We start from the raw sequence: 25192 nt of genomic DNA on the forward strand, positions 1-25192 counted from the left end.
TAGCATGTCTATATGTGCATTGTTGATATGAACAGCCGGTTTAAATTGTTGAATTAATTGGATCTCAAGCCTTAATTATAGGGATGTCGTTTATGAGTACAGAATGTCAAATTGTGGATGTATTAGCGGATACAGGAAGTATGTATTGGCAGCGTTGGTGTGAGCGCAATGAGCGTGACTTAGCCTTGTTGTCTGCCGAACAAATTGCGCAGAGCCAACGGGTGTTTTCGTTAAGTGATTTTATTGCGGAAAGTTGTATTAACAATACTGATTTACTTAACGATATTTGGCAATCTGGTCTACTCTCACAAGTATCCCGAACTGCACACGTCGAAGCGCACTTATGTGAGTTGTTAACGGCTTGTGATTCTGAACCGACATTATTACGTACGATACGAAAATTTCGCCGTTTTCATATGTGTATTATCGCTTGGCGAGAGCTATTACAATTTGCCCAGTTAACGGAAAGTTTAACCCACACCTCTCACCTTGCTGACTGTTTAATCGAAGGTGCATTGGACTGGTTATATCAACTGCAATGTACAGAGCAGGGCACACCTGTTAACCCCGAAGGTGTGCAGCAGCAGTTGGTTATTTTAGCCATGGGTAAGTTAGGGGGTGGCGAACTGAATTTCTCATCTGACATTGATCTTATTTTTACTTATCCAGAAGCCGGCGAGACTGTCGGCGCTGGCCGTACGGTGACGAATCAAAAATTCTTCCTGCGCTTAGGCCAGCGATTAATTGCCGCATTACACCAAGTCACCGCCGATGGTTTCGCTTACCGTGTTGATATGCGTTTGCGTCCGTTTGGCGACTCTGGCCCCTTAGTCATGAGTTTTAATGCGTTTGAAGAATATTACCAGAACCAAGGGCGAGACTGGGAACGTTATGCCATGGTGAAAGCCCGTGCTTTGGGAGGTAATGCAGAAACCAGAGTTGAACTCGAAAAAATGCTGCGTCCGTTTATCTATCGTCGTTATGTGGATTTTAGTGCTATTGATGCGCTGCGTAATATGAAAGCCATGATTAAAGCAGATGTACGTCGTAAAGGGTTGAAAGATAATATTAAGCTGGGCAGTGGTGGCATTCGAGAAGTGGAATTCGTGGCGCAAACCTTTCAGCTTATTCGGGGGGGGCGTGAACCGGTACTACAAATTAAATCCTTGTTAGCGACGCTGAAAGTATTACAGTCGCTTGGTGAGATCTCAGCAGAGAGTTATACCGTGCTTACCGAGAGTTATTGTTATTTGCGTCAAGTCGAGAATATTCTCCAGCAAATAAATGATACACAAACACAAACTTTACCGCAGTCAGCGTTAGATCGCAGTCGGTTAATTAGTGTATTAGGTTACCCTGATTGGGACAGTTTTTATGTGCATGTTTATCAAGTGATGGCAGCGATCCATCGCGAGTTTAGTCAGGTGATTGGTGGCGATGATGAGGATAATGAAGAGTCACAACCCGCATTAGATTTATGGCATTTGGAGCTGTCAACGGATGAAGTGGTCACTTTATTGGCTGAATATGGTTTAACACAGCAAGATGCACAAACTTTTGCACACGACTTAAATCATTTTAAGAGCGACTATGCCCGTAAAACCGTCGGCCCTCGAGGTCGACAAACGATCGAGAAATTATTGCCTAAACTGCTGTTTTCGATCCTGAAAGCGGATGATCCTGTGGCGTTGTTACCCCGTATTATTGCGTTGTTATTAAAGATCTTAAATCGCACTGCGTATTTAGAATTGTTAGTCGAAAATGACTTAGCATTAACCCAGTTATTACGTTTATGTGGTGCCAGTCCGATGGTGGCGAAGCAGTTGTCGAGTCACCCGATTTTATTAGATGAGCTGTTGGTGCCATCGCATTTGTATCACCCCACGCCATTGCATGAATATCGCAGTGAATTACGTCAGTTTATGCTGCGTATCCCGGAAGAAGATCAGGAACAGCAGCTCGAAGCATTACGTCAATTTAAACAAACCCAATTACTGCGTATTGCTGCCGCCGATATTGCGGGTGAGTTAGCGTTAATGAAAGTGAGTGATCACCTGACCTGGTTGGCGGAAGCTGTGATTGATAACGTGGTCAACCTAGCATGGCAACAGTTAGAAGAGAAACACGGTATACCGCACAATGTCGTGGAAACCGGTAAGAAAGGTTTTGCGGTGGTCGCTTACGGTAAGCTGGGGGGTATTGAACTGGGTTATGGTTCTGATCTGGATCTGGTGTTCATTCATAATTGTGAAACCGCAGGGATGACCAACGGCGCAAAAGTGATTGATAGTCGTCAGTTCTATCTACGTCTCGCGCAACGTATTATTCATATATTTAGTACCCGCACCAGCACGGGTATTTTGTATGAAGTGGATATGCGTTTACGCCCATCGGGTAACTCAGGGGTACTGGCTTGTCCGGTATCGCGTTTCTTGGATTATCAGAGTAACGAAGCATGGACCTGGGAGCATCAATCATTAGTGCGTACGCGTATTGTTTATGGTGATAAGTTAATTCAAAAACGGTTTAACGAGGTGAAACGCAGTATTCTTGCCAAACCGCGAGATACCGCCGAATTGCAAAAACAAGTGGTGGAAATGCGCTTGAAAATGCGTAACCATTTACTCAACGCCAATGCCGACCAATTTGATATTAAGCAATCAGAAGGCGGTATTACCGATATTGAATTTATGATGCAGTATATTGTGTTAAATCATGCTGCGCAGATACCCAAGCTACAGCTGTGGCCTGATAATGTCCGTATTATTAGCCGTTGTGTGGCTGAAGGGTTAATGACTGAAGAGTTAGGCGCGAGCTTAACATCAAGTTATTGCCAAATGCGTGATGAGATCCATCGACTTAATTTATTAGGTAAGAAAGGAATTGTTGCGAATAGTGAATTTACGGCGCAACGAAAAGTCGTGACAGACTATTGGCAGCAGTTGTTTGCGCTGTAGTTAAACGAAAAAATCCTATTGATGTGCACATTACCGTGTTTCATCAATAGGATCTTTATGTATTGGACTATGTTGATGAAACCGATTACTTATACAAGCTCGGCTCACCTTCTGGACGGGTTTTAAAGCGGCGATGTAACCACATGTATTGCGGCACCTGCTCTAAAATAGATTTTTCACATTCTTTATTACAGATAGTGGCATCTTCCACTTGGTTCCCGGTTGGGAAGTTTTCGAGTGGTGCGCGGATCGTTAACTTGTAACGGCCATCCGGAAGACGACAAGAAGATGCTGGGTAGGTTTTCGTATTTTTACCCGAGGCAAACAGCGTGGTGCCAGTAATGGTACAAGCTTTTTCAACCGCAAAAAATGGTACAAACACGCTGCGACGAGGACCATAATCATGATCTGGTGCATACCATAGTGGTTCACCTTCATCGAGTACGCGTAACATGCCTTTGATATCTCGGCGATTGATTAAGGCTTTATTTGACAGGGTGCGCCCACGGCATTGTAAATATTCCATCAATGGATTTTTGTTTGGACGATAGATTGCATAGGCGGGTCGTAATAGACCAAAGATACGCGCTGATATTTCCAGCGATAAAAAATGCGATCCCAAGATCAGCATACCATTACCATCCGCTTTGGCTTGGTCGATATGTTCTTGTCCTTCGATAACCATGTTTTGCTTAATACGCCAATCAGGCCAGAACCAGGCATTAGCAGTATCAATAACGGCTAAACCAGTATATTCAAAATTTTCTTTGGCTAATGCCGTAATTTCGGCCGTCGATTTATCCGGAAAGCTCAGCGCTAGGTTTTGTTGCGCTGTTTTTAGACGTTTGGGTACAATTTTCGCGACCAATCGGCCTAATGCACGACCCAGAATATTTTGAATATTGTTCGGTAATAAGGATGTAAACCACAAAACAGTGGCGGCTAACAGTAATGGCCAGTGTTTAGGATGTAGAAACCGCCCTTCAAACTTGGTGTTTTCTTTACTTACCATGGTGTTGTTGGTTTTATTTTTGTCTGTCATGGAAAAATCTCATTCGCGCGAGTTAATATTATAAACACAATCAAGCAACTAATATTTATACGTTTAATTGGTCTTTTCGTGGCTGTTACAGAAGGTTTTAGTTATAAAAAAGGCGACACACATGGTCGCCTGGGTATTCTGTGTTACGTGTTACGTGTTACGTGTTACGTGTTGCTTAGTTGCTCGTTTCTAACCCAGCATTGACTAAATCAATATCTTCAGCGTTCAACGTACCAGCGGCTTGTTTCAACTGTAACATACTAATGATGTAGTTATAACGCGATGCGGACAATGATTGTTTCGATTGATATAACGTCTTTGTCGCATCTAACACATCAATGATGGTACGGGTACCAACACCAAAGCCAGCCTGCGTTGCTTCTAAAGCACTTTGCGAAGATTTAACCGTTTGCTCGTAAGCTTTAATAGAGCTTAATCCGGCAGTTACGTTGTTGTAAAAAGTACGAATTTTAGTTTGTACTTCACGACTCGCTCTGGTTAATTGCTCTTGGCTTGCTGTGACTTGATAAGCGGCTTGTTTCTTTGCCGACGTTACCGCGCCGCCTGTGTATAGCGGCATGCTAAATTCGATGCCGACATTAGCAGAAGAAACTGTGCTTTCTAAACCTGCACCACCATTATTATAATCATCGCCGTAGCCGGTGTACTGGGCGCCAGCATTTGCCACTAAGTTCAATGACATATTATCCGCAGAGCTTGCTAGCTCGACGTTACCTTCGGCAATTTGCTTGGCAATACGCTGGATCTGAATGGCTAAGTTTTGATTGTTAGCTGTGGCTAACCAGTTATCACGTTGACCGTCTGGTGCTGTAGGGCTAAAGCGTGCGGTATTTAACGTCGCAATGTTAATATGGGTTAAACCGGTAATTTCAGTTAATGACTCGTAGCTGTTGGCTAAGGTATTTTCAGCATTAATGACCTCTGCCACCGATAAATCAAAGCTGGATTGCGCTTCTAAAACGTCTGTTTTATCTGTTAGACCGACATTATAACGTTGCGTTGTTTGCTCAAGTTGACGCTCTACCGCGTCTTTATTACGGTTAGAGAATTCTAAGGTATCGTTAGCGCCCAATACGCTGAAGTACGCATTTGCTACGCGTAAAATCAGATTTTGCAGCTCAGCTTGCACTGCAAGTTCACTTTGTTCTGCTTGCTTAGCAGCTTGGCTAACATTAATGAAATTACTTTCTTCATATAATGATTGGGTTAAACCAATGCCAACTGAGCCTGTTAATGCATTACCGTTAGAGGTTGTATTTGCGGTAGTATAATCACTCGTAATGCCGTAACCCAGATCTGCACTTAGCCCAATTTGTGGTAAGTTAGCTGCTTCTTGTTCAGTAATTTTCTCTAGTGCGGCATCTCGGTTTGCTTGTGCTTCTAAGTAAAGAGGATCTTTGGTCAAGGCTTGTTGAAATATTTGCTGTAAATTATCAGCACTGGCTGAGTGAGCAAAAAATGCCAGACCGCAGGCTAGAAGAATTTTATTAAACTTCATTGGTGGTTACCTTAAGTGTAAATAGTGGCCGTTATGAATTCGCATAACAATAAATAATGATACTGCTTAGTCAAATTAATAATTATCCAAAAGAGATAGTTAGATTAATCGGATGATTTCCATCTTATACTAGGTGTTATCTCAAAGCTCGAGTTTTAAACGTTGAATCAATGTCGATATGGAATTATGTATATCTACTAGGAATTATCCTTAACCCCTAGCAGCCCACATGGTATTCACCGCAACCCTTTATTATCAGTATATTTTAGGAGATGTAAATGAAAAGTCGAAAGTTAGAAATACAATCTGAGTATGATATTGCTGATATTGAGATCATAAACAAACAACAGGTTTTTAATGGTTTCTTTAAGATTAACACTTATACCTTTAAACATAGGCTGTTTGCTGGTGGTTGGAGTGGTGAAATAAGCCGAGAAGTATTTGAACGGGGTAACGCAGCAGCCGTGATCCCTTATGATGCGGGTCGTGATGAAGTGGTACTGATAGAGCAGATAAGAATTCCGGCTATAGAATCAAGCTCACAACCTTGGTTACTGGAATTAGTGGCCGGCATGATCGATAAACAAGGTGAAGATTCTGCCGAAGTCGTGAAACGCGAAGCATTAGAAGAAGCCGGTGTGACGATTGACCGTTGTGATTTCATTATGCAGTTTCTGGTTAGTCCCGGTGGCAGCAGTGAAGCTATCGATTTATACGTAGGTGAGGTCGATAGCAGCACAGCGGAAGGCGTTCATGGTTTAGCAAGTGAAGGTGAAGATATACGCGTACATGTGGTGAGTCGCGAAACTGCTTACAATATGGTGCAAACAGGGCGAATAAATAACGCCTCGACTATTATCGCTATCCAGTGGTTACAATTGAATTTTCAAACATTGCAAAAGTCTTGGCTGTAGCGCTACAATGGAGAATCGGCCTCTCTATCGCTAAGTCATTTGAATCTATGATGATTAGAATTGTGGAAATGTGTGCTGGTCAACAGATTTATTGGCCTGTATTAGGGTATGCTAGTAGCTAAGTAATCTTGTAAACAGTGTGTCGATTGGCAGTCGTATTCGTCATTACTAGATAACATATAGGGATAAGGGTTAAAGATTATTGTGGGTGCGGATATTTCTAAGTTAACTGTAAAGCATAACGTAATTAATTTATTACAAGTGACAGATACTCATTTGTTTGCCACAGCTAAGAAAGATCTGCTCGGGGTGAAAACGCAATTGAGTTATCGGCATGTCATTGATGCTATCCTCCAGAATCAACAACCGTTTGATGCTGTGCTTGCTACGGGTGACATTTCTCAAGACAATACACCTGCGTCTTATCAATACTTTGCTCAACATATTAAACGTCTAAATAAGCCGTGTTATTGGTTGCCGGGTAATCACGACAATATTCCACTGATGTCCGATGCCTTAAGAGCCGAAGGTGTGTTGGCGGATAAATATAAAATTGTGGGCGACTGGCAGATTATTTTACTCGATTCACAGTTAACGGGCTCACCTGCCGGTTATCTCGCGCCCGAACAACTGCTTCTGCTTGACGAACAACTTAGCGCGCATCCAGATAAATATGCATTAGTGGTATTACATCACAATGTTTATCCTGTCGGGTGTAAATGGCTAGACCAACATCTCTTACGTAATGCGGATGCATTTTTAGCGATACTTGAGAAACACTCGCAAGCCAATCATGTGTTATTTGGCCATGTTCATCAGCAATTGGATAAAACCTATGCTGGTATTCACTTTATGGCATCACCATCGACTTGCTTCCAATTTAAACCGCATTGTGATGAATTTACGCTTGATTCTAGTGCGCCGGGCTGGCGGTATTTGCAGTTGTACAGTGATGGTTCGATTAACAGTCAAGTTTGGCGTTTGTCGAACAACGATTTTAATCCCGACCTAGAATCCAAAGGTTACTCATATTCTGGCTAGTTTTGCCCTGATCTATCAACGTTGTCGAGGTAATAACACGCCTCGATACTCACCCTCAATGCTGAGGTAAATGAATACATGGTTCCCATGCTTCTGCTCTATTTGCACGGTTTTAATAGTTCGCCAAAGTCGATTAAAGCACAACAATTGGCCGATTATCTTGGCTTGTACCACCCCGAGATAACTATTGAAATCCCGCATTTATCACCTTATCCGCAACAAGCGTGGTTACAGATAGAAGCGATTGTGGCAGGTTATCCTGGTTATCAGTTAAGCGTGGTGGGCAGTTCACTCGGTGGTTATTATGCGACGAAAGTGAATCAGGTATATCATTGTCCTGCGGTCATTGTTAATCCGGCGGTCAAACCTTATGAATTGCTGGTGGATTATTTAGGTGAGAACACCAATCCGTATACCGACCACGTATTTACCCTTACCGAACAGCACATTGATGAACTACGAGGATTGGATTGTCCGACATTAGTTCACCCTGAAACGATCTGGGCACTATTACAGACCGATGATGAAGTGTTAGACTATAACCAAGCAACAGCAAAATATAATGCGGCTAAATTAACGGTAGAGCAGGGCGGTGATCATGCTTTTATCGGATTTGAACGCTATCTTAGCGATATTTTAACCTTTCTTGCATTCAAGTAGATGTAACGAACAGCATAAAAGAAACTCATGACTCAAGAATATAACGCGGGCTCGATTGAAGTCCTAAATGGTCTCGAACCAGTACGTCGTAGACCCGGTATGTATACCGACACAGTACGCCCTAATCACCTTGGCCAAGAAGTTATCGATAATAGTGTCGATGAAGCGTTAGCTGGTCATGCTCAGAGCATAACCGTTACCTTACATGCAGACCAATCGTTAGAAGTGAGCGATGATGGTCGTGGTATGCCAGTGGATATTCACCCTGTGGAAGGGGTGAGTGGTGTTGAGCTGATTTTATCTAAGTTACATGCGGGTGGTAAATTCTCGAACGATAGTTATCAATTCTCCGGTGGTCTACATGGGGTAGGTATTTCGGTGGTAAACGCATTATCGAAACGTATTGAAATCACTATTCGCCGGGGTGGCCAAATCTATCAAATCGCTTTTGAACATGGCGAAAAGGTGTCTGAATTAGAAGTGATTGGTACCATTGGCATTCGTACCACGGGTACCAAGGTCCATTTCTGGCCGGATCCGAGCTATTTTGATTCGGGTAATTTTTCCGCTAAACGCTTAGTACATAACTTACGCGCTAAAGCGGTATTGTGTCCTGGTTTAAGCATTAAGTTTGACGATAAAGTGAATAAAGAAAAACATGCCTGGTGTTTCGAAATGGGCCTGCAAGACTACTTAATGGAATCGTTGCAACAGTGGCCGACAATACCTGAAGCGCCGTTTGTGGGCTGTTTTTATGCCAATCATGAAGCGGCTGACTGGGCGGTGATCTGGTTGCCTGAAGGCGGAGAGTCGGTGACCGAAAGTTATGTTAACTTGATCCCGACAGTGCTCGGTGGTACCCATGTTAATGGTTTACGTCAAGGTCTGCTCGATGCAATGCGTGAGTTCTGTGAATTTCGTAATTTATTGCCGCGTGGCGTGAAGTTAACTCCAGATGATATTTGGGACCGTTGCTCTTATATCTTGTCGGTTAAAATACAAGATCCACAATTTGCCGGACAAACCAAAGAACGTTTGTCATCACGTCAGTGTGCTGCGTTTGTTTCTGGTGTGGTTAAAGATTCGTTTTCATTATGGTTAAACTCCAATACCGATCTGGCTGAGCTGCTGGCTGATTTGTGTATTAACAACGCGCAGAAACGCTTAAAAGCCAGTAAGAAAGTGGCGCGTAAGCGGGTGACCAGTGGTCCTGCATTACCGGGTAAATTAACCGATTGTTCGGGTCAAGACCCAATGCGTTCAGAACTGTTCTTAGTGGAAGGTGACTCTGCGGGAGGTTCTGCGAAACAAGCGCGTGATCGTGAGTTTCAAGCAGTCATGCCATTGCGCGGTAAGATCTTAAATACTTGGGAAGTTGATTCTGCCCAAGTACTTGCTTCAGAAGAAGTGCATAATATTTCTGTGGCGCTGGGTATTGACCCTGGCTCGGATGATATTTCCGGGTTACGTTATGGCAAAATCTGTATCTTAGCCGATGCCGACTCTGATGGTCTACACATTGCGACCTTGTTATGCGCCTTGTTCTATAAACATTTTAGAACCATGGTTGAAGCCGGACATGCGTTTGTGGCCATGCCGCCGTTATATCGTATCGATATCGGTAAAGAAGTGTTTTATGCATTAGATGAAGCCGAGAAAAATGGCATTCTCGATCGTATCGAAGCCGAGAAAAAACGCGGTAAAGTCAACGTGCAACGTTTTAAAGGACTGGGTGAAATGAATCCGTTACAATTGCGGGAAACTACCATGGATCCTAATACCCGCCGTTTAGTCCGTTTAACGATTGATGATGCAGACAAAACATTCGCCATGATGGATATGCTACTTGCCAAAAAACGCGCTTCAGATCGCCGAGCTTGGTTAGAAGATAAAGGTAACATGCTCAGCGATAGCTAGAGGATAGTGTTAGCTAATATTATTGAAATAAAGAGCAATGTGATAATGGATGCATTGCTCTAAGTCCTTGCTGTTTTTTCTTTGTAAAACCAGCTAATTTACTTCTTTTTGATCATTATCAGTAAATGATAGATTAACATAACTAATTATGAGAATTGTTATCATTTGCACTTGTGGAAAGTTTTATATTCTTATAAACTCCGCAGCATATTGTAAATTATGTAAACAATTCGTATTTAAGAGGTAAGGATGAAAAAAGGAATATTTGGTTTATCTGTTTTGGCATTAACAACGTCACTCATGAGCGCTACGGCTGTTGCTGGTGAAGAAGTTAATATTTATTCAAATCGCCAAGCGAATTTGCTTAATCCGATCCTTGAACAATACACTAAAGATACTGGTGTGAAGGTTAACATTGTATTTGCCAAGAAAGGACTTGTAGATAGAATGAAACGTGAAGGTCGTTTATCAAAAGCTGATCTATTGCTAACCACTGATATCAGCCGCTTAGTTGAAGCTGTTGAAAGTGGTGTCACTCAGTCAGTCTCAAGCGACGTATTAGAAGATAACATTCCAGCGAAATACCGTGATCCAGATGGCGAATGGTTTGCACTGACTACACGTGTTCGTAACATTTATACATCACGTGAAGTGTATGGCGACGTTGCTAATATCACTTATGAAGAACTTGCAGACCCTAAATATAAAGGTCAAATCTGTATGCGTTCGGGTAAACACCCATACAACGTAGCACTTATCTCATCGATGATCTCGCATCACGGTGAAGCTGAAACTAAAGAATGGTTAGAAGGCGTGAAAGCTAACCTAGCACGTAAACCACAAGGTAACGATCGTGCACAAGTTAAAGCGATTAAAGAAGGCGTTTGTACTATTGCGCTTGGTAACAGCTACTACTTAGGTAAAATGCTAAAAGATCCAAAACAAGTTGCTTGGGCTGAATCGGTTAACATTAACTTCCCTAACCAAGAAAACCACGGCGCGCACGTGAACGTTTCTGGTATGGTATTAGCTAAATACGCACCGAACAAAGGTAACGCGGTTAAACTAATGGAATACCTATCTGGCGCGAAAGCACAAAAAATGTATGCTGAAGTTAACATGGAATACCCAGTTAAAGCCGGTATCAAAGCATCTGAGCTAGTTTCATCTTGGGGTGAATTTAACGCAGATTACATGCCTGTCGCAGAAATTGCAAAACATCGTAAAGCTGCACTAAGACTACTTGATGAAGTTAAGTTCGACTTGTAGAATACATATAGCCCTAAACTTGTTAGGGGTTAACAGTTGAAATTGCAACTTAATTGGTTGCCAATTGACTGATTTAAAGGTTGGTAAAGTTACGTTGTAACTCGCCAACCTTTTCGCGTATCTAAACAGGAGTTATTTTTCCGTTCATGAATCATAAGTTAGCCTTTTCTTGGCATTCTAGTAGTTGGTTTATTGCGATTATGTTAGCGCTACCTATTGCGGCATTGTTTTACCAAGCAATGGGTCCCAGCGCAGATGTTTTTCAACACCTTATTGATACCGTTCTCCTCGATTATGTTCAAAATACCCTGATCCTTGTTTTTCTGGTTTGTTTAATCAGCTGTATTATTGCTTTGCCTGCTGCTTGGCTTATTGCCATGTGTGATTTTCCCGGCCGCAAAAGCTTACAATGGGCGCTGATGTTACCGATGGCGATGCCTGCTTATATCGTGGCTTATATTTATACTGATATGTTTGATTATGCTGGGCCGGTACAAATTGCTTTACGCGCTGTATTTGGTTGGGAAAGTACCCGTGATTATTGGTTCTTTGATATTCGAACCATACCCGGTGCCGCCACGGTGTTAGCGTTGGTGTTATATCCTTATCTTTATTTGTTAGCCCGTACTTCATTTCTGGAACAATCAACCAGTCTTATCCAAGCTAGCCGTATGTTGGGCAGTTCCGCATTGTCGAGTTGTTTACGGGTATCGTTGCCCCTTGCGCGTCCTGCTATTGCTGTCGGCTTATCGCTGATCGCGATGGAAACGGTGGCTGATTTTGCCACGGTGAATTACTTTGCGGTAAATACGCTGACGACAGCAGTTTACGATACTTGGATCGGCCACGGCAGTTTAACAGCCGCCGCACAATTGTCGGTGATGACATTATCGGTGATCTTATTATTTGTTGGTTTAGAGCGCTTCGCTCGGCGTAAACAGCAAGTGTTTCAAAAAAGCATGCTGCATGAACAAGAGGTACGTTATCAATTAGTTGGTGCGGCGAAATACGTGGCGATGGCTTGGTGTTGGTTATTAGTGTTTGCTGGTTTCTTATTACCGTTTGCGGTATTAGTTAATTATGCATGGCATTACTTTGCCGAGTCTTGGACGGAAGCGTTTTTTCAATACAGCGCCAACAGTTTAATTCTGGCGCTGGTCGTGGCGAGCTTAGCGGTTCTCTGCGCAATATTACTGGGTTTATATCGTCGTTTAGTCGGCACTAAATATGCGGTGATCCCGGCTCGTATTAGCACCATGGGTTATGCGTTGCCTGGCACGGTATTAGCTATTGGTATCATTATTCCGTTGACCTCGGCTGATTTTTTATTAAATGACTTAACGGAATTATTATGGGACTGGACACCCGGTCTGGTCTTTACCGGTACGACCTTTGCGCTTATTTTTGCTTATCTGATTCGTTTTTCAGCTATTGCAGTTGGCTCGATAGAAAGCAGTATTGATAAAATATCGCCGTCGTTAGATATGGTGGCGCGTACGTTAGGACACAGTCCCAATAGTATGGTCCGTAAAGTACATATTCCATTGATCCGTAAAGGGGTATTAGCGGCGTTTTTATTAGTCTTCATTGAGTCAATGAAAGAACTGCCTACTGCCTTGTTATTACGTCCATTTAATTATGAAACACTCGCCACTTATGTGTACCAGTTCGCGTCTGATGAAATGTTAGAACAGGCTGCTCTGGCGGCAATTGTGATCGTGTTAGTTGGATTGATCCCGCTTATTTTCTTGAACCGTTCTTTGGAGCAACAGCACTGATGACGACATCTTCTTCACTTGCTTTACGTATTTCAGATTTACATTGTAGTTATGCTGGCGTTGATATTTTAACAGGACTGGATCTGGATTTAGGTAAAAATGAAATCCTGTGTCTATTAGGACCAAGTGGCTGTGGTAAAACCACCACGTTAAAATTGATTGCCGGGTTATTACCACCAACCCAAGGCAGTATTGAGATTAATGGTCAAGTGGTTGACAATAGCGAGCTGAATGTCGCGCCTGAAAAGCGTAACGTCGGGATGATTTTTCAGGACTATGCGCTATTTCCACATTTAACCGTGACTGATAATGTGTTATTCAGCCAATATAAGCAAACTAAAGCCAAGCAAAAAGAGACGCTGGATAATGTGCTGAAATTAGTCAATTTGACCGAGTTTGCTGACCGTTATCCACATCAACTATCCGGTGGACAGCAACAGCGGGTAGCGATTGCCCGCGCTTTAGCCAATTCACCAGAGTTGCTATTATTGGACGAACCTTTCTCTAATATTGATAGCCAAGTACGCCATCACTTGATTGAAGAGATGCGCGCTTTACTTAAATCGCATAACATGAGCGCTATTTTTGTTACCCACAGCAAAGAAGAAGCATTTGCTTTTGCCGACCGGTTAGCTGTTTTCCATCAGGGTAAAATTGAGCAGCTCGGCACGCCAAGTGAGTTATATAACCGACCTGCTACGCGCTTTGTGGCTGACTTCCTTGGCAAGGTTAACTATTTAGATGCGGTAGTATTAGATGAATACAGTGTCAGCACCGCATTGGGTGTTATTAGCGGTAAGCAAAAATTAACGGTGACGGTTGGTGCGCATAAATTGTTAGCAATACGACCACAGCAATTAAAATTAGCGCTCACCGAGCAGGGGAGTGCGACGATCACGCAACAACAGTTCTTAGGGATGACCACGCATTGCACTATTACTTTAGCGGAAGAGCCCGCAATCGAATTATCGGTATCAATGCAACAGCCAATGGTGATTGGTGATGTGGTGAGTGTCACGGTTGACAGCCATGATTTGGTGTTATTTGATCGCGATTAACCGTTAATGATGCATCAATGGTGATGTTTGGCGTGATACAACTCAGCGCCAAACATAGTCAGTAATACGCTAGTTTTACCGCTAGAGATACTCAAACAACTCTTTTACTGCACTATCTACGTCGGCAATAATGCGGGTGCTGGTCGGGGTAATGAAAATAGTATCATCGCCCGCAATGGTGCCTAAAATACCTTCTGTACGGCCTAATGAATCTAATAAGCGAGCGATCAATTGCGCTGAGCCGGGGCTGGTTTGGATCACAATAAGGCTTTCATTATGGCTAATATCTAATACTAGGCTTTTTAATTGGCTGCTAATGGTAGGCACGCCTAACTCTGCGGGTAAGCAATATACCATTTCATCTTTGGCATTGCGGGTGCGTACTGCACCAAATTTACTCAGCATTCTTGAGACTTTTGATTGATTGACACTATCAAAGCCTTGTTCCTTTAGTGCATCAACAATCTCGCCTTGCGATCCAAGATGCTCTTCTTTCAATAATCCTTTAAATGCTTTTACTAACAGATCTTGTTTTTCACTCATTTTTGTTACCATGTCAGTTGATTCATCTATAATTCAAGCTGCAAATGTTAAATTCAATCCGACTTTATAATGAAACCTTAGCTAACGTTATAGCTTGTTCATAAAGCCAGTTACTAAGTCATTCAAGTGAATAGCAAATGAACTTGACGCGTGATGAACTGAATAATTATGCATATGATACCAGCAGGGTATATTTGTATCTAGCTTATTTGGTTAATTCGATAAATTTGCATAAAAACATCATCAAAGTGAATGTTTATGTTGATTTTGCAGTTTATTCGGTTATTATACTCGCATCTAGTGAAATTATATTCAGTTACCATTATGAGCATCGAACTAAAAAACATCTGTAAATCTTGGGGTCAACTGGATGTATTACAAAACATCGACCTTAAATGTGCGAAAGGCGAAACCTTAGTGCTGCTTGGTCCAAGCGGTGCTGGTAAGAGCTCTTTGTTGCGCATACTTAATTTACTTGATACACCCGATAATGGCTCTATCAGTATTGCGGGTGAAACATTTGATTTTTCGGGCAAACTTAATGATAAACAATTAGCTAAGCGCAGCCAGATGTTAAGACGAAAAGTAGGTATGGTATTTCAACAATACAACCTATGGCCGCATATGTCGGTGATGGATAACTTAATTGAAGCGCCCGTTAAGATTTTAAAGCAAACCAAACAACACGCTCGTGAAGAGGCCATGAAGATCCTTGAGCAATTACAACTAACTGATAAAGTTTATGTATTTCCATTAGCATTATCAGGTGGTCAACAGCAACGTGTCGCAATTGCACGTGCTTTAATGATGAAACCAGAAGTATTGTTATTTGATGAACCAACTGCAGCGTTAGATCCAGAGGTAACGAATCAAGTGGCTAAGATCATTAAATCACTGGCAAGTACCGGTATTACCCAGGTTGTGGTTACGCACGAAGTGGATTTCGCGCGTAAAGTCGCGAGTCAAGTTTGTTATCTTGAAAACGGTGAAATTGTTGAATTTGGTGGTGCTGAGCACTTCCAGCAACCACAAACGCCGCAATTTACAAATTATTTAAAACATTAGATTATTTAAATATTAGGAATAGGTCGACTAAATGAAAAAATTACTCACAGTATTAATTCTAATTTCAGCAGCGGCACAAGTAACAGCGGCAGAACAAATCAAATTCGTCACTGAAGCAACCTATCCGCCGTTTGAAATGATGGATGAAAACAACGAATTTCAAGGTTTTGATATTGATATCGCGCGCGCAGTTTGTACTGAATTAAAAGCGGAATGTAGTTTTGCTAACCAATCATTTGATAGTCTGATCCCAAGCTTAAAATTCCGTCGTTATGATGCAGCTATTGCGGCCATGGACGTAACGCCAGCACGTAAAAAGCAAGTTGATTTCTCTGATATTTATTATGAAAACTCAGCGGTACTGGTGGCTGAAAAAGGTAAATATAATGTTGTTGCTGATTTGTCCGGTAAAGCAGTCGGGGTACAAAATGGTACATCTCACCAAGCTTATATGACAGAAACATATGCCGATGAAAAAGTATTGTTACTTAATTTCCCCTCGTACCAAAAAGCGTTTTTAGACCTTAAAAATGGTCGTATCAATGGGGTATTCGCAGATTCTGCAGTGGCGCACGATTGGTTGAGCAAACACAGTGGCGGTAACTATGAAACAGTGGGTAAAGCCGTGACTGACGAGAAATACTTTGGTGCTGGTTTTGCTATCGCAGTACGTAAAGGTAACGCTGAATTATTGGCTAAACTGAACAAAGGTTTGCAAGCAATTAAAGCGAACGGTACTTACGATAAAATTTACGCAAAATACTTTGCTAAATAAAAAATAACAACAATGTTTAATCTCGACCTGCGTTGCAGTGCAATATCAGGGAATTACCGCCAATTTATTGTGGTAATGAGAGAATTCATTTAAAGGTGCCTTTTAGGGGCACTTTTTTGTTTTTACGTCCGGAGTTTTTATGGATCTTTTGCAGCTTCAATTATTATTGGATGCAACAAAAATCACCCTTGGCCTTGCACTAACATCCTTGCTGGTTGGCTTGGTTCTCGCTATTTTATTCTGTGTTGCAGAAATGCAAAAGAACCCACTTATTGCCAAGCCGATTAGTTTTTTCGTGACCGTGTTACGTGGTTTACCGGAGATATTGATCGTATTTTTCATTTTCTTCGGTGGCACCCATATCCTGTTTTTATTAACCGATGAGTATTATGACATCAGTCCGTTCTGGAGTGGTGTAGTAGCACTGTCGCTTATCTTTGCTTCTTATGCTTCGCAAACGTTACGCGCGGCCATTCAATCAGTACCTAAAGGCCAGCAACAAGGCGCGCAAGCATTGGGTATGGGGCCAGTGCGTTGTTTCTTGCGTATTACCTTGCCGCAAGCATGGCGTTTGGCCTTACCGGGGTTAGGCAATCAATGGATGGTACTGCTAAAAGATACCGCGTTAGTCTCCCTGATTGGGGTAACTGAGTTGATGAAACAAGCGGATTTATTATCCGGTAGTACCTATAAGCCCTTTACTTTTTTGGTGGCGGCTGCGGCGATTTACCTGATTATTACTTTGATTAGTCAATGGTTGTTAAAGCACCTTGATAATTACATTAACCGTTTTGATGCCGGAGTAGCAATATGACGTTAGATCACTTCTGGTTATTATTTAACGGTTTGAGCACTACCCTTGAAATTACTTTTTTCAGTTTATTATTTGGTTCTATGATCGCGGTGTTATTAACGCTGGCGATGATCAATAAGATCCCGGGATTAAACTTATTAGCTCGGACTATTATTTTGCTGTTTACTGGTACCCCGTTATTGATCCAAATATTTTTGATATACAGTGGTCCGTCCCAGTTTGAGTGGATCAAAGACAGCTTCTTATGGGATTATCTGCGCCAGGCTAAAGTTTGCGCCATCATTGCCTTATCGTTTAATACGGCCGCGTATTCAGCGCTACTCTTTAAAGGCGCGATCGAATCAGTACCGCGCGGCGAATGGGATGCTTGTAATGCGCTGGGCATGAACCGCGGGCAAACCCTAGCAGTTATTGTGCCCCATGCGATACGCCGGGTATTACCGTCTTATTCGAATGAAGTTATTTTGGTACTTAAAGGCACCTCATTAGCAAGTTCGATCACGATCATGGATGTGATGGGTTATGCCAATCAAATCAATGGTCAAACCTATGATGCGTTAATGGCATTCTCTGCTGCGGGTATAATCTACCTCGGCATGAATGGTATCTTGATATTGATATTTAAACAGTTAGAGAAAAAAGCCCTCGCATTCCAATCTTAATTGACCTTGTTATTTGCTCATCTATTTCGTTATCGATGGTTATCATCGAAATAGGTGAGCAAATGTAACCATTTCACCTGAAAGTAAATCGTTAATAGATAGAAAGCGAAGACTTAAACATTCATGTGTAATTTAGTTATTTATTGTGCATATCCGCGTTGTTAATTGTTTTTTAGTCAATGTTGCAGTAAGGTAACGGTGATTAAAGGAATTTGTGAATATTGTATTCTACATAAACAATTAAGATAATGGAGACGTCTATGAAAGTTGCTGTATTAGGTGCTGCTGGCGGTATCGGTCAAGCTTTAGCCCTACTTTTGAAAACTCAACTACCTGCTGGTTCTGATTTATCACTTTATGATATCGCCCCTGTAACTCCAGGTGTTGCTGTTGATTTAAGCCATATCCCTACAGACGTTACTATTGCTGGTTTTGCTGGTACAGATCCTACTGAAGCACTTGTTGGTGCTGACGTGGTACTTATCTCTGCGGGTGTTGCTCGTAAACCAGGTATGGACCGTTCAGATCTATTCAATATCAATGCTGGGATCATCAAAAATCTAGCTGCTAAATGTGCGGAAGTATGTCCAAATGCATGTATCGGCATTATCACTAACCCAGTTAACACCACGGTGCCAATTGCTGCTGAAGTACTTAAGCAAGCGGGTGTTTATGACAAACGTAAACTATTCGGTATCACCACGCTGGATGTTATCCGTTCTGAAACTTTTGTAAGTGAGCTTAAAGGCATTTCACTTGCTGACGTTGAAGTACCAGTAATTGGTGGTCACTCAGGCGTAACAATTCTGCCGCTACTTTCTCAAGTGAAAGGCGTTGAATTTACTGCTGAAGAAATTGTGACACTTACAGCACGCATTCAAAACGCAGGTACTGAAGTTGTTGAAGCTAAAGCGGGTGGCGGTTCTGCGACACTTTCTATGGGTCAAGCGGCGGCACGTTTCGGCCTTTCTCTGGTTCGCGCACTACAAGGTGAACAAGGTATAGTTGAGTGTACTTATGTTGATGGTGGCTCTGAGCACGCAACATTCTTCGCACAACCTGTACTACTAGGTAAAAACGGCGTTGAAGAAGTACTCGCATACGGTGAACTAAGCGAATTTGAAGCAAGCGCACGTGATGCAATGTTAGAAGAACTAAAAGCGAACATCACGCTAGGTGAAGAATTCGTTGCTGGTTAATCATTACAGTTAGCCTGTTAGGTTAAAGTGGATGACAATTGAAACCCAAGTTATTTTAACTTGGGTTTTTTTAGTTAAGAAAACCAGATTTTGGTCGATATAACGATAACCACCGTAATTATTATCGCTGCAAATTTTCTCTTAGGTTGATTGATATGCTTATAACACCGACAACGAACTTAACAACAATTGGTCATTATGTGAAAACGGCCACTTTGTATTATGTAAAAATGACAGTGTTAGTCACGTGCACGAGTGTATCTTTATTGGCGATGAATGACGCTAATGCGGATGTAAATGATAACCAAACTGTGGCGAGTCAATCGATAGCTAGTCAATCCGTTGGCGTGAAAGAACAACGTATTACTGACAGTGGTAAGCGTGCTGTTGCGGCTGAAAAAGCCGGTAACATAACCACTAAATATAGTGATTATCCCAGTGTTATTGAGTTATATAGCGATGATGAACTGAACCAGTTAATTGCAGAGAATACTCACCTTAAACGCGTACGAGCAGATGAGTGTCAGCTGGTTGCTGATATTAAAGTCCGTGCGGAATTAGTAAAATTGCCAACCTACCAATTCCTATGGGGCGATATGTTAGCCTGGGGTGTCTGTGTTGATAAGAATGCCGAGTTAGGCATTTACTTCATGCGTGCAGCAGCAAGACAGGGTCTACCGCGTGCATTAGAACAGCTTGGCCGTTATTATGTACAAGGAAAATTTGTACAACAAGATATAGAACGTGCGTTACCGTTGTTTGAACAATCGGCGAAATTGGGGTTTTTACCGGCAAAAGTGCAGTGGGCTGAGCTATTAATCAAAGGCCATGGCAGCCCTTATGATTATCAAACCGCATACAGTTATTTGTATAATACCGTAACCGCTGATGTAAAGATGCACAACAAATTGACCATATTACTCGCGAAATTAGAAAATTTAATGCCTAAACGCGTGGTTATAGCAGCAAAAAATGCCGCTAAGTACAATTAAACACGATGAATTAAATATCCCTAAAAGCTAACAGCATAATCATTTAGAGTTAGTTTCGATTCGATCCCATGCTCATTTGGCACTATCCTTCTCGTATACCGAGTTACTTAGGGTACAAAACTGTATCCTAATGTGCTTTGGGTATATAATCCGAGCTATATACCTACCAATTTGGACCTTCTATGAGTAAAGACCCTTTCCATACGCGCGAGCAGGAAAAATACAGCAATCCTATTCCTAGTCGAGAATACATTCTCGATTATCTTCGTAGCTTAGATAAGCCGATTAATCGCGAGCAAATATTTGCTGGATTAACGTTAAAAGGTGAAGAGCACGAAGAAGCTTTACGTCGTCGTTTACGGGCGATGGAACGTGATGGACAGTTAATTTTTGCTCGTAACCGAACCTATGAGTTACCTGAAAACTTAGACCTGTTAGAAGGTTTAGTTTTAGGTCATCGTGATGGTTTTGGCTTTTTCCGTCCTGATGATGGTGGTAAAGATTTATTTATCTCTATCCGTCAAATGTCGACGTTATTCCATGGCGATCGTATTCTTGCACAACCGGTCAAAGAAGAGTTTAAAGGCCGTAAAGAAGCACGTTTTGTACGTTTATTAGATGCGGAACCACTGCAACTGGTTGGCCGTGTTTATCTGGAAAAAGGGATTGCTTTTGTACGTCCAGATGACAGTCGTATTAAACAAGAAATACGTATTAGTGATGAAGAACGTTTAGGTGCTCGTGCGGGTCAAATGGTGGTGACTGAGATTGTTAAACGTCCCACTTATAACTTACCTGCGTTAGGTAAAGTGATTGAAATACTAGGTGAAAATATGGCACCTGGTATGGAAATTCAAGTGGCGATCCGTACCCATGATATTCCGCATGTATGGCCAGAACATATTCTTGATGACATGGCAAAACTGTCGCCAGAAGTGCCTGACGATGCCAAACTAGAGCGTGTTGATTTATGTGCTCTACCTTTGTTAACGATAGATGGCGAAGATGCCCGCGATTTCGATGACGCAGTATTTTGTGAACGTAAAAAAAGCGGTGGCTGGCGTTTATGGGTCGCTATTGCTGACGTAAGTTCATACGTGCAAACCAATTCAGATTTAGATTTAGAAGCACAAGGCCGTGGTAACTCGGTTTACTTCCCTGAGCAAGTAGTGCCTATGTTGCCAGAAGTATTATCGAACGGTTTATGCTCGCTGAATCCACATGTTGACCGCTTATGTATGGTTTGTGAAATGACCATTTCTGATGCAGGTCGTTTGTCGGGTTATAAGTTTTACGAAGCGGTGATGAACTCACATGCGCGTTTAACGTATACCAAAGTAGCCAATATTCTTGATGGTGATACTGAACTTCGTGATGAATACCAAGCGGTAGTGCCACATCTTCACGAATTGCATAACATGTATAAAGTGTTGAAAAAAGCACGTTCTGAACGTGGTGCCATTGAGTTTGAAACGTTAGAAACGCGTTTTGTATTTAATGAACACCGTAAAATCGATAAGATCGTACCGATAGTGCGTAACGATGCGCATAAACTGATTGAAGAATGCATGATCTTAGCGAACGTGTCAGCAGCCCGCTTTGTAAGCAAGCATAACGCAGCGGCATTATTGCGTGTGCATGATACTCCAGGTGAAGAAAAACTGGTTAATTTTAGACGTTTCTTAAGTGAAACCGGTCTAGAGTTAAGAGGTGGTTTGAAACCAACACCGCTAGATTACGCTGATTTGATCAGTCGAATTCAAGAGCGTCCGGATAAAGAACTTATCCAAACGATGCTGTTACGCTCAATGAAACAAGCAGTATATCAAGCCGAAAACAACGGTCACTTTGGTCTAGCATTAACTGCGTATGGTCACTTCACGTCGCCAATTCGCCGTTATCCGGATCTAGTATTACACCGAGCGATCAAGTTTGAAATTGCTAACCAGGCGGCAATTAAAGCAGGCAAACCATTAACTCAGCGCAGGACGAGCACGGGTGGTTATTGCTACCAAGTATCGGATGTTGAGAAACTCGGTGAGCATTGTTCATTAACAGAACGTCGTGCCGATGATGCAACGCGTGATGTATCAGATTTCTTGAAATGTGAATACATGCAAGATCATCTGGGTGATACATTTGACGGTGTGATCGCGGCGGTAACGGGTTTTGGTTTCTTTGTGCGGATCAAAAACCTTAACATCGATGGCCTAGTGCATGTCTCTAGCTTACGTGGTGATTACTATAATTTCGATGGTAGTCGTCAAACGTTACGTGGTGAATCAAGTGGGGTCGAATACCGTATCGGTGATCAAGTTGAGGTGAAAGTCTTAGCGATCAACATGAACGATAAGAAGATTGACCTTGAGCTCGCAGGTGCAGTAACACACAGTCGTCGTAGTAAACGTAAACCAGCGGAGTTTTCTGGTAAGCGCAAACCTGCCACAGCGGAAAAAGGTGCTGAGCCGAAAGCTAAAAAACGTCATAAATTAAAGCTTGATACCAATAATGATGCAGTGGTCAGTGCGGGAGAAAAAGCCCGCTTTGCTGAAAAGTTGAAACCGCAAACGGGAACTGATGCTGCGAAAGATAAAGCACCCGTTGACGCGGGTAGTAAGCCGAAAGGCAAAACCAAACCAGCGAAGAAAAAACCAGCCAAGAAAAAAACAGTAGCTAAGGCTAAATCACGCCCAGGCAGAGCTGAACGTTCAAAGCAAAAAGCAAATACTAATAAATAGTAATAGCAATAGTAATAATAGTGACAAGGTAGAGAGATACAATGAGCAGTGAACTAATTTTCGGTATTCATGCAGTTAAATCATTATTGGAGCATGAACCAGAGCGTTTCATTGAAGTATATGCATTAAAAGGACGTGAAGATGATCGTCTAACACCATTAATCGCAGAATTAAATGATATTGGTATTGCAGTGCAATTGGTTAACCGTAACACACTGGATAAGAAGTGCGACGGCGGCCGTCATAACGGTGTATTAGCGCGCGTTAAAGAAGGTAAGAAATTAAACGAAACTGATCTAGATACGTTACTTAACCTTCTTGAAGAAAAAGAACAACATCCATTATTATTGATTCTTGATGGTGTGACTGATCCGCACAATCTCGGTGCTTGTTTACGTAGTGCTGATGCAGCGGGTGTTCACGCAGTGATTGTACCAAAAGATAAATCAGTACAACTGACATCTGTGGTGCGTAAAGTAGCCTGTGGCGCAGCAGAAACAGTGCCACTGATTGCCGTGACAAATCTGGCACGTACGATGCGTGAATTACAAGAACGTCGTATCTGGATCGTGGGTACTGCGGGCGAAGCAACACAAGATCTATATCAACCTAAACTAACGGGTCCATTAGCCATTGCGATGGGTGCGGAAGAAAAAGGTCTGCGCCGTTTAACGCGTGAACATTGTGATGAGCTAATTAGCATTCCAATGGCGGGTAGTGTGTCAAGCTTGAACGTATCGGTAGCAACCGGCATTTGCTTGTTTGAAATAGTACGTCAACGTCAGGCTAAATAACGATACGCTCTTGTTTCGTAAATAGGTTTAACCGATTGGTTGAACAATAATGAGTTGCTATACAAAAAGCGTCCGATCAATGGACGCTTTTTTATTAACTCTATGTTATGCACTAAAGTTTTTATCGACTATCATTTGCGGCATGATGCTACTCGTTAGCCGAGTACTCTAGGTTATTAAGCATCCATTACGTCTGAGGCTGCGCTTTTACTGTCACTATCGATATGGGTTTCACTACTCGTGATTTTACGGCCTCTTGGCATCTTCACCACTACTGTTTTGGCTAAGTCATCATGCAGGCAGCGACGTTGGTCACCTCTAAAAATAGCCAAGAAATTACTGATAGTAATAACAAAGCCAAAAAATGGCAGATAAGCCGCGACCCAAAATGGCAGGTAACGCTTGAGAATGATGTCTTGCAAGCTTAGGCGTAGGCCATTTTCATCGACCACGGCAATCCCAACAATACGTTTACCTAAGGTTTGACCGTACTCTTTAAGCAGGTAACTGTTTAATGCCATAAATAGCAGGATTTCAAGTAACGATACTTTGACTTGAGTCGCGAATGAGATCGTGAAGTTTTCATCGATACCGCCACTTAGATTCAATAAATCAAAACCAAGAATAAACGGGACTAACATAATAGTCGGGAAAACGATTTTATCTAATATTGCTGCTTGAAAGCGTTGAGCTAACGTAGCAAGTTCAACATACTGGCGAGATGACGACGGTTCAGGTTGCATATGACTTCTATAAATTAGTTAACAGGAGTTAGACCTAGATGATAATCAATCCTTAGCGTAATAATCAAGATTTACTCGCACTTATTTATTCAATTCAAGTTTTGCGCCACAGGGTAAGGATTATTGTTATCATGCTCGATGATGTTTGATTTTAGTATATGGGATGAATTATGACTTGGATGTGTTGTCAGTTTAACGAATTATCGAGTTTGCAACTTTATGATGTATTGCAATTACGCTCGGCTATTTTTGTCGTCGAACAAGACTGTGCTTATCAAGATATAGATGGTTTAGATACCCATTCTGAGACGCGCCATTTATTGCATTATAATGAAGCGGGTGAGTTACTGGCTTATTTGCGTATCCTAGCAGCAGGTGTCAGTTATCCGGATGTGGCGATTGGCCGTGTGGTTACGGCCGCATCTGGGCGTGGACAAGGACTCGGCCATCAATTATTAGATCGTGGTATTAATGCTGCAAAATCAGTGTGGCCAGAACAGGACTTATATCTGTCAGCACAAGCTCATCTGCAACATTATTATCAGCGCTATGGTTTTATTACTGAGACGGCAGAATATTTGGAAGATGGAATTCTCCACGTTGGTATGCGCTGGCAAGCGAATACTGAGTATTCGAAAAGCTCATAACGAACAAGACTAATAACATGCACGATAACATGTACGGTGATAGTGTTTTGATCATAACAAATCCT

Annotated in this window: 21 protein-coding genes; 17 read left to right on the forward strand and 4 right to left on the reverse strand. The window is 42.1% G+C overall.

Going from position 1 to position 25192, the window contains the following annotated elements; genetic code table 11:
* The first annotated feature begins 92 nt into the window (after window positions 1-92).
* On the forward strand, window positions 93-2957 hold the full coding sequence (glnE, locus tag MORIYA_RS16200) for a bifunctional [glutamate--ammonia ligase]-adenylyl-L-tyrosine phosphorylase/[glutamate--ammonia-ligase] adenylyltransferase (RefSeq protein WP_112716813.1): 2865 nt from the start codon (window positions 93-95) through the stop codon (window positions 2955-2957).
* An 85-nt stretch (window positions 2958-3042) separates the two neighbouring features.
* On the opposite strand, the gene lpxL is transcribed toward glnE, so the two are convergent.
* Together lpxL and MORIYA_RS16210 are read right to left on the reverse strand one after the other, a co-directional pair.
* Complete coding sequence (gene lpxL / locus MORIYA_RS16205) at window positions 3043-3999, reverse strand: LpxL/LpxP family Kdo(2)-lipid IV(A) lauroyl/palmitoleoyl acyltransferase (protein WP_112716814.1); 957 nt, start codon at window positions 3997-3999, stop codon at window positions 3043-3045.
* Window positions 4000-4174: 175 nt separating this feature from the next.
* Window positions 4175-5518, reverse strand: a complete 1344-nt coding sequence (locus MORIYA_RS16210) for a TolC family outer membrane protein (RefSeq protein ID WP_112716816.1) — start codon at window positions 5516-5518, stop codon at window positions 4175-4177.
* 278 nt (window positions 5519-5796) lie between these two features.
* Between MORIYA_RS16210 and nudF the strand changes: the two genes are divergently transcribed.
* From nudF to MORIYA_RS16245, 7 genes are all read left to right on the forward strand, one after another.
* Window positions 5797-6432: an ADP-ribose diphosphatase gene (nudF, locus tag MORIYA_RS16215; RefSeq protein ID WP_112716818.1), complete on the forward strand. Its 636-nt coding sequence runs from the start codon at window positions 5797-5799 to the stop codon at window positions 6430-6432.
* A gap of 204 nt (window positions 6433-6636) precedes the next feature.
* The gene (gene cpdA, locus MORIYA_RS16220; RefSeq protein ID WP_112716820.1) at window positions 6637-7473 is read left to right on the forward strand and encodes a 3',5'-cyclic-AMP phosphodiesterase; all 837 of its coding nucleotides are present in this window, start codon (window positions 6637-6639) and stop codon (window positions 7471-7473) included.
* Between the two features lie 87 nt (window positions 7474-7560).
* Window positions 7561-8133 (forward strand): esterase YqiA, encoded by a 573-nt coding sequence (gene yqiA, locus MORIYA_RS16225; RefSeq protein ID WP_232011649.1) that lies wholly within the window; start codon window positions 7561-7563, stop codon window positions 8131-8133.
* Window positions 8134-8160: 27 nt separating this feature from the next.
* Window positions 8161-10050: a DNA topoisomerase IV subunit B gene (gene parE / locus MORIYA_RS16230; RefSeq protein WP_112716824.1), complete on the forward strand. Its 1890-nt coding sequence runs from the start codon at window positions 8161-8163 to the stop codon at window positions 10048-10050.
* A gap of 249 nt (window positions 10051-10299) precedes the next feature.
* The gene (locus MORIYA_RS16235) at window positions 10300-11319 is read left to right on the forward strand and encodes a Fe(3+) ABC transporter substrate-binding protein (protein ID WP_112716826.1); all 1020 of its coding nucleotides are present in this window, start codon (window positions 10300-10302) and stop codon (window positions 11317-11319) included.
* A 146-nt stretch (window positions 11320-11465) separates the two neighbouring features.
* On the forward strand, window positions 11466-13097 hold the full coding sequence (locus MORIYA_RS16240) for an ABC transporter permease (protein ID WP_112716828.1): 1632 nt from the start codon (window positions 11466-11468) through the stop codon (window positions 13095-13097).
* Window positions 13097-14155, forward strand: coding sequence for an ABC transporter ATP-binding protein (locus MORIYA_RS16245; protein WP_112716830.1), 1059 nt, complete (start codon window positions 13097-13099; stop codon window positions 14153-14155). The genes MORIYA_RS16240 and MORIYA_RS16245 overlap by 1 nt, the downstream gene beginning before the upstream one ends.
* A gap of 81 nt (window positions 14156-14236) precedes the next feature.
* On the opposite strand, the gene argR is transcribed toward MORIYA_RS16245, so the two are convergent.
* Window positions 14237-14698: a transcriptional regulator ArgR gene (argR, locus tag MORIYA_RS16250; RefSeq protein WP_112716832.1), complete on the reverse strand. Its 462-nt coding sequence runs from the start codon at window positions 14696-14698 to the stop codon at window positions 14237-14239.
* Between the two features lie 324 nt (window positions 14699-15022).
* On the opposite strand from argR, the gene artP reads away from it, so the two are divergent.
* The 8 genes from artP (at window position 15023) to rlmB (ending at window position 23737) form a co-directional block, all read left to right on the forward strand.
* Window positions 15023-15763 (forward strand): arginine ABC transporter ATP-binding protein ArtP, encoded by a 741-nt coding sequence (gene artP / locus MORIYA_RS16255; protein ID WP_112718649.1) that lies wholly within the window; start codon window positions 15023-15025, stop codon window positions 15761-15763.
* Window positions 15764-15794: 31 nt separating this feature from the next.
* Window positions 15795-16538 carry a transporter substrate-binding domain-containing protein gene (locus MORIYA_RS16260; protein WP_112716834.1) on the forward strand — a complete coding sequence of 248 codons (744 nt, stop codon included), beginning with the start codon at window positions 15795-15797 and terminating at the stop codon, window positions 16536-16538.
* 139 nt (window positions 16539-16677) lie between these two features.
* Window positions 16678-17352: an arginine ABC transporter permease ArtQ gene (gene artQ / locus MORIYA_RS16265; RefSeq protein WP_112716836.1), complete on the forward strand. Its 675-nt coding sequence runs from the start codon at window positions 16678-16680 to the stop codon at window positions 17350-17352.
* On the forward strand, window positions 17349-18014 hold the full coding sequence (gene artM, locus MORIYA_RS16270) for an arginine ABC transporter permease ArtM (protein WP_112716838.1): 666 nt from the start codon (window positions 17349-17351) through the stop codon (window positions 18012-18014). The genes artQ and artM overlap by 4 nt, the downstream gene beginning before the upstream one ends.
* A gap of 260 nt (window positions 18015-18274) precedes the next feature.
* Window positions 18275-19213, forward strand: coding sequence for a malate dehydrogenase (mdh, locus tag MORIYA_RS16275; protein WP_112716841.1), 939 nt, complete (start codon window positions 18275-18277; stop codon window positions 19211-19213).
* Between the two features lie 155 nt (window positions 19214-19368).
* Window positions 19369-20205, forward strand: coding sequence for a tetratricopeptide repeat protein (locus tag MORIYA_RS16280; protein ID WP_112716843.1), 837 nt, complete (start codon window positions 19369-19371; stop codon window positions 20203-20205).
* A 182-nt stretch (window positions 20206-20387) separates the two neighbouring features.
* Window positions 20388-22943: a ribonuclease R gene (rnr, locus tag MORIYA_RS16285; protein ID WP_112716845.1), complete on the forward strand. Its 2556-nt coding sequence runs from the start codon at window positions 20388-20390 to the stop codon at window positions 22941-22943.
* Window positions 22944-22984: 41 nt separating this feature from the next.
* The gene (gene rlmB / locus MORIYA_RS16290; RefSeq protein ID WP_112716847.1) at window positions 22985-23737 is read left to right on the forward strand and encodes a 23S rRNA (guanosine(2251)-2'-O)-methyltransferase RlmB; all 753 of its coding nucleotides are present in this window, start codon (window positions 22985-22987) and stop codon (window positions 23735-23737) included.
* Window positions 23738-23913: 176 nt separating this feature from the next.
* On the opposite strand, the gene MORIYA_RS16295 is transcribed toward rlmB, so the two are convergent.
* Window positions 23914-24480 carry an RDD family protein gene (locus MORIYA_RS16295; RefSeq protein ID WP_112716849.1) on the reverse strand — a complete coding sequence of 189 codons (567 nt, stop codon included), beginning with the start codon at window positions 24478-24480 and terminating at the stop codon, window positions 23914-23916.
* A 170-nt stretch (window positions 24481-24650) separates the two neighbouring features.
* Between MORIYA_RS16295 and MORIYA_RS16300 the strand changes: the two genes are divergently transcribed.
* Window positions 24651-25127 carry a GNAT family N-acetyltransferase gene (locus MORIYA_RS16300; protein ID WP_112716851.1) on the forward strand — a complete coding sequence of 159 codons (477 nt, stop codon included), beginning with the start codon at window positions 24651-24653 and terminating at the stop codon, window positions 25125-25127.
* The last annotated feature ends 65 nt before the right edge of the window (window positions 25128-25192 follow it).

It is taken from the genome of Moritella yayanosii (assembly GCF_900465055.1).
Taxonomy (GTDB): Bacteria; Pseudomonadota; Gammaproteobacteria; order Enterobacterales; family Moritellaceae; genus Moritella; species Moritella yayanosii.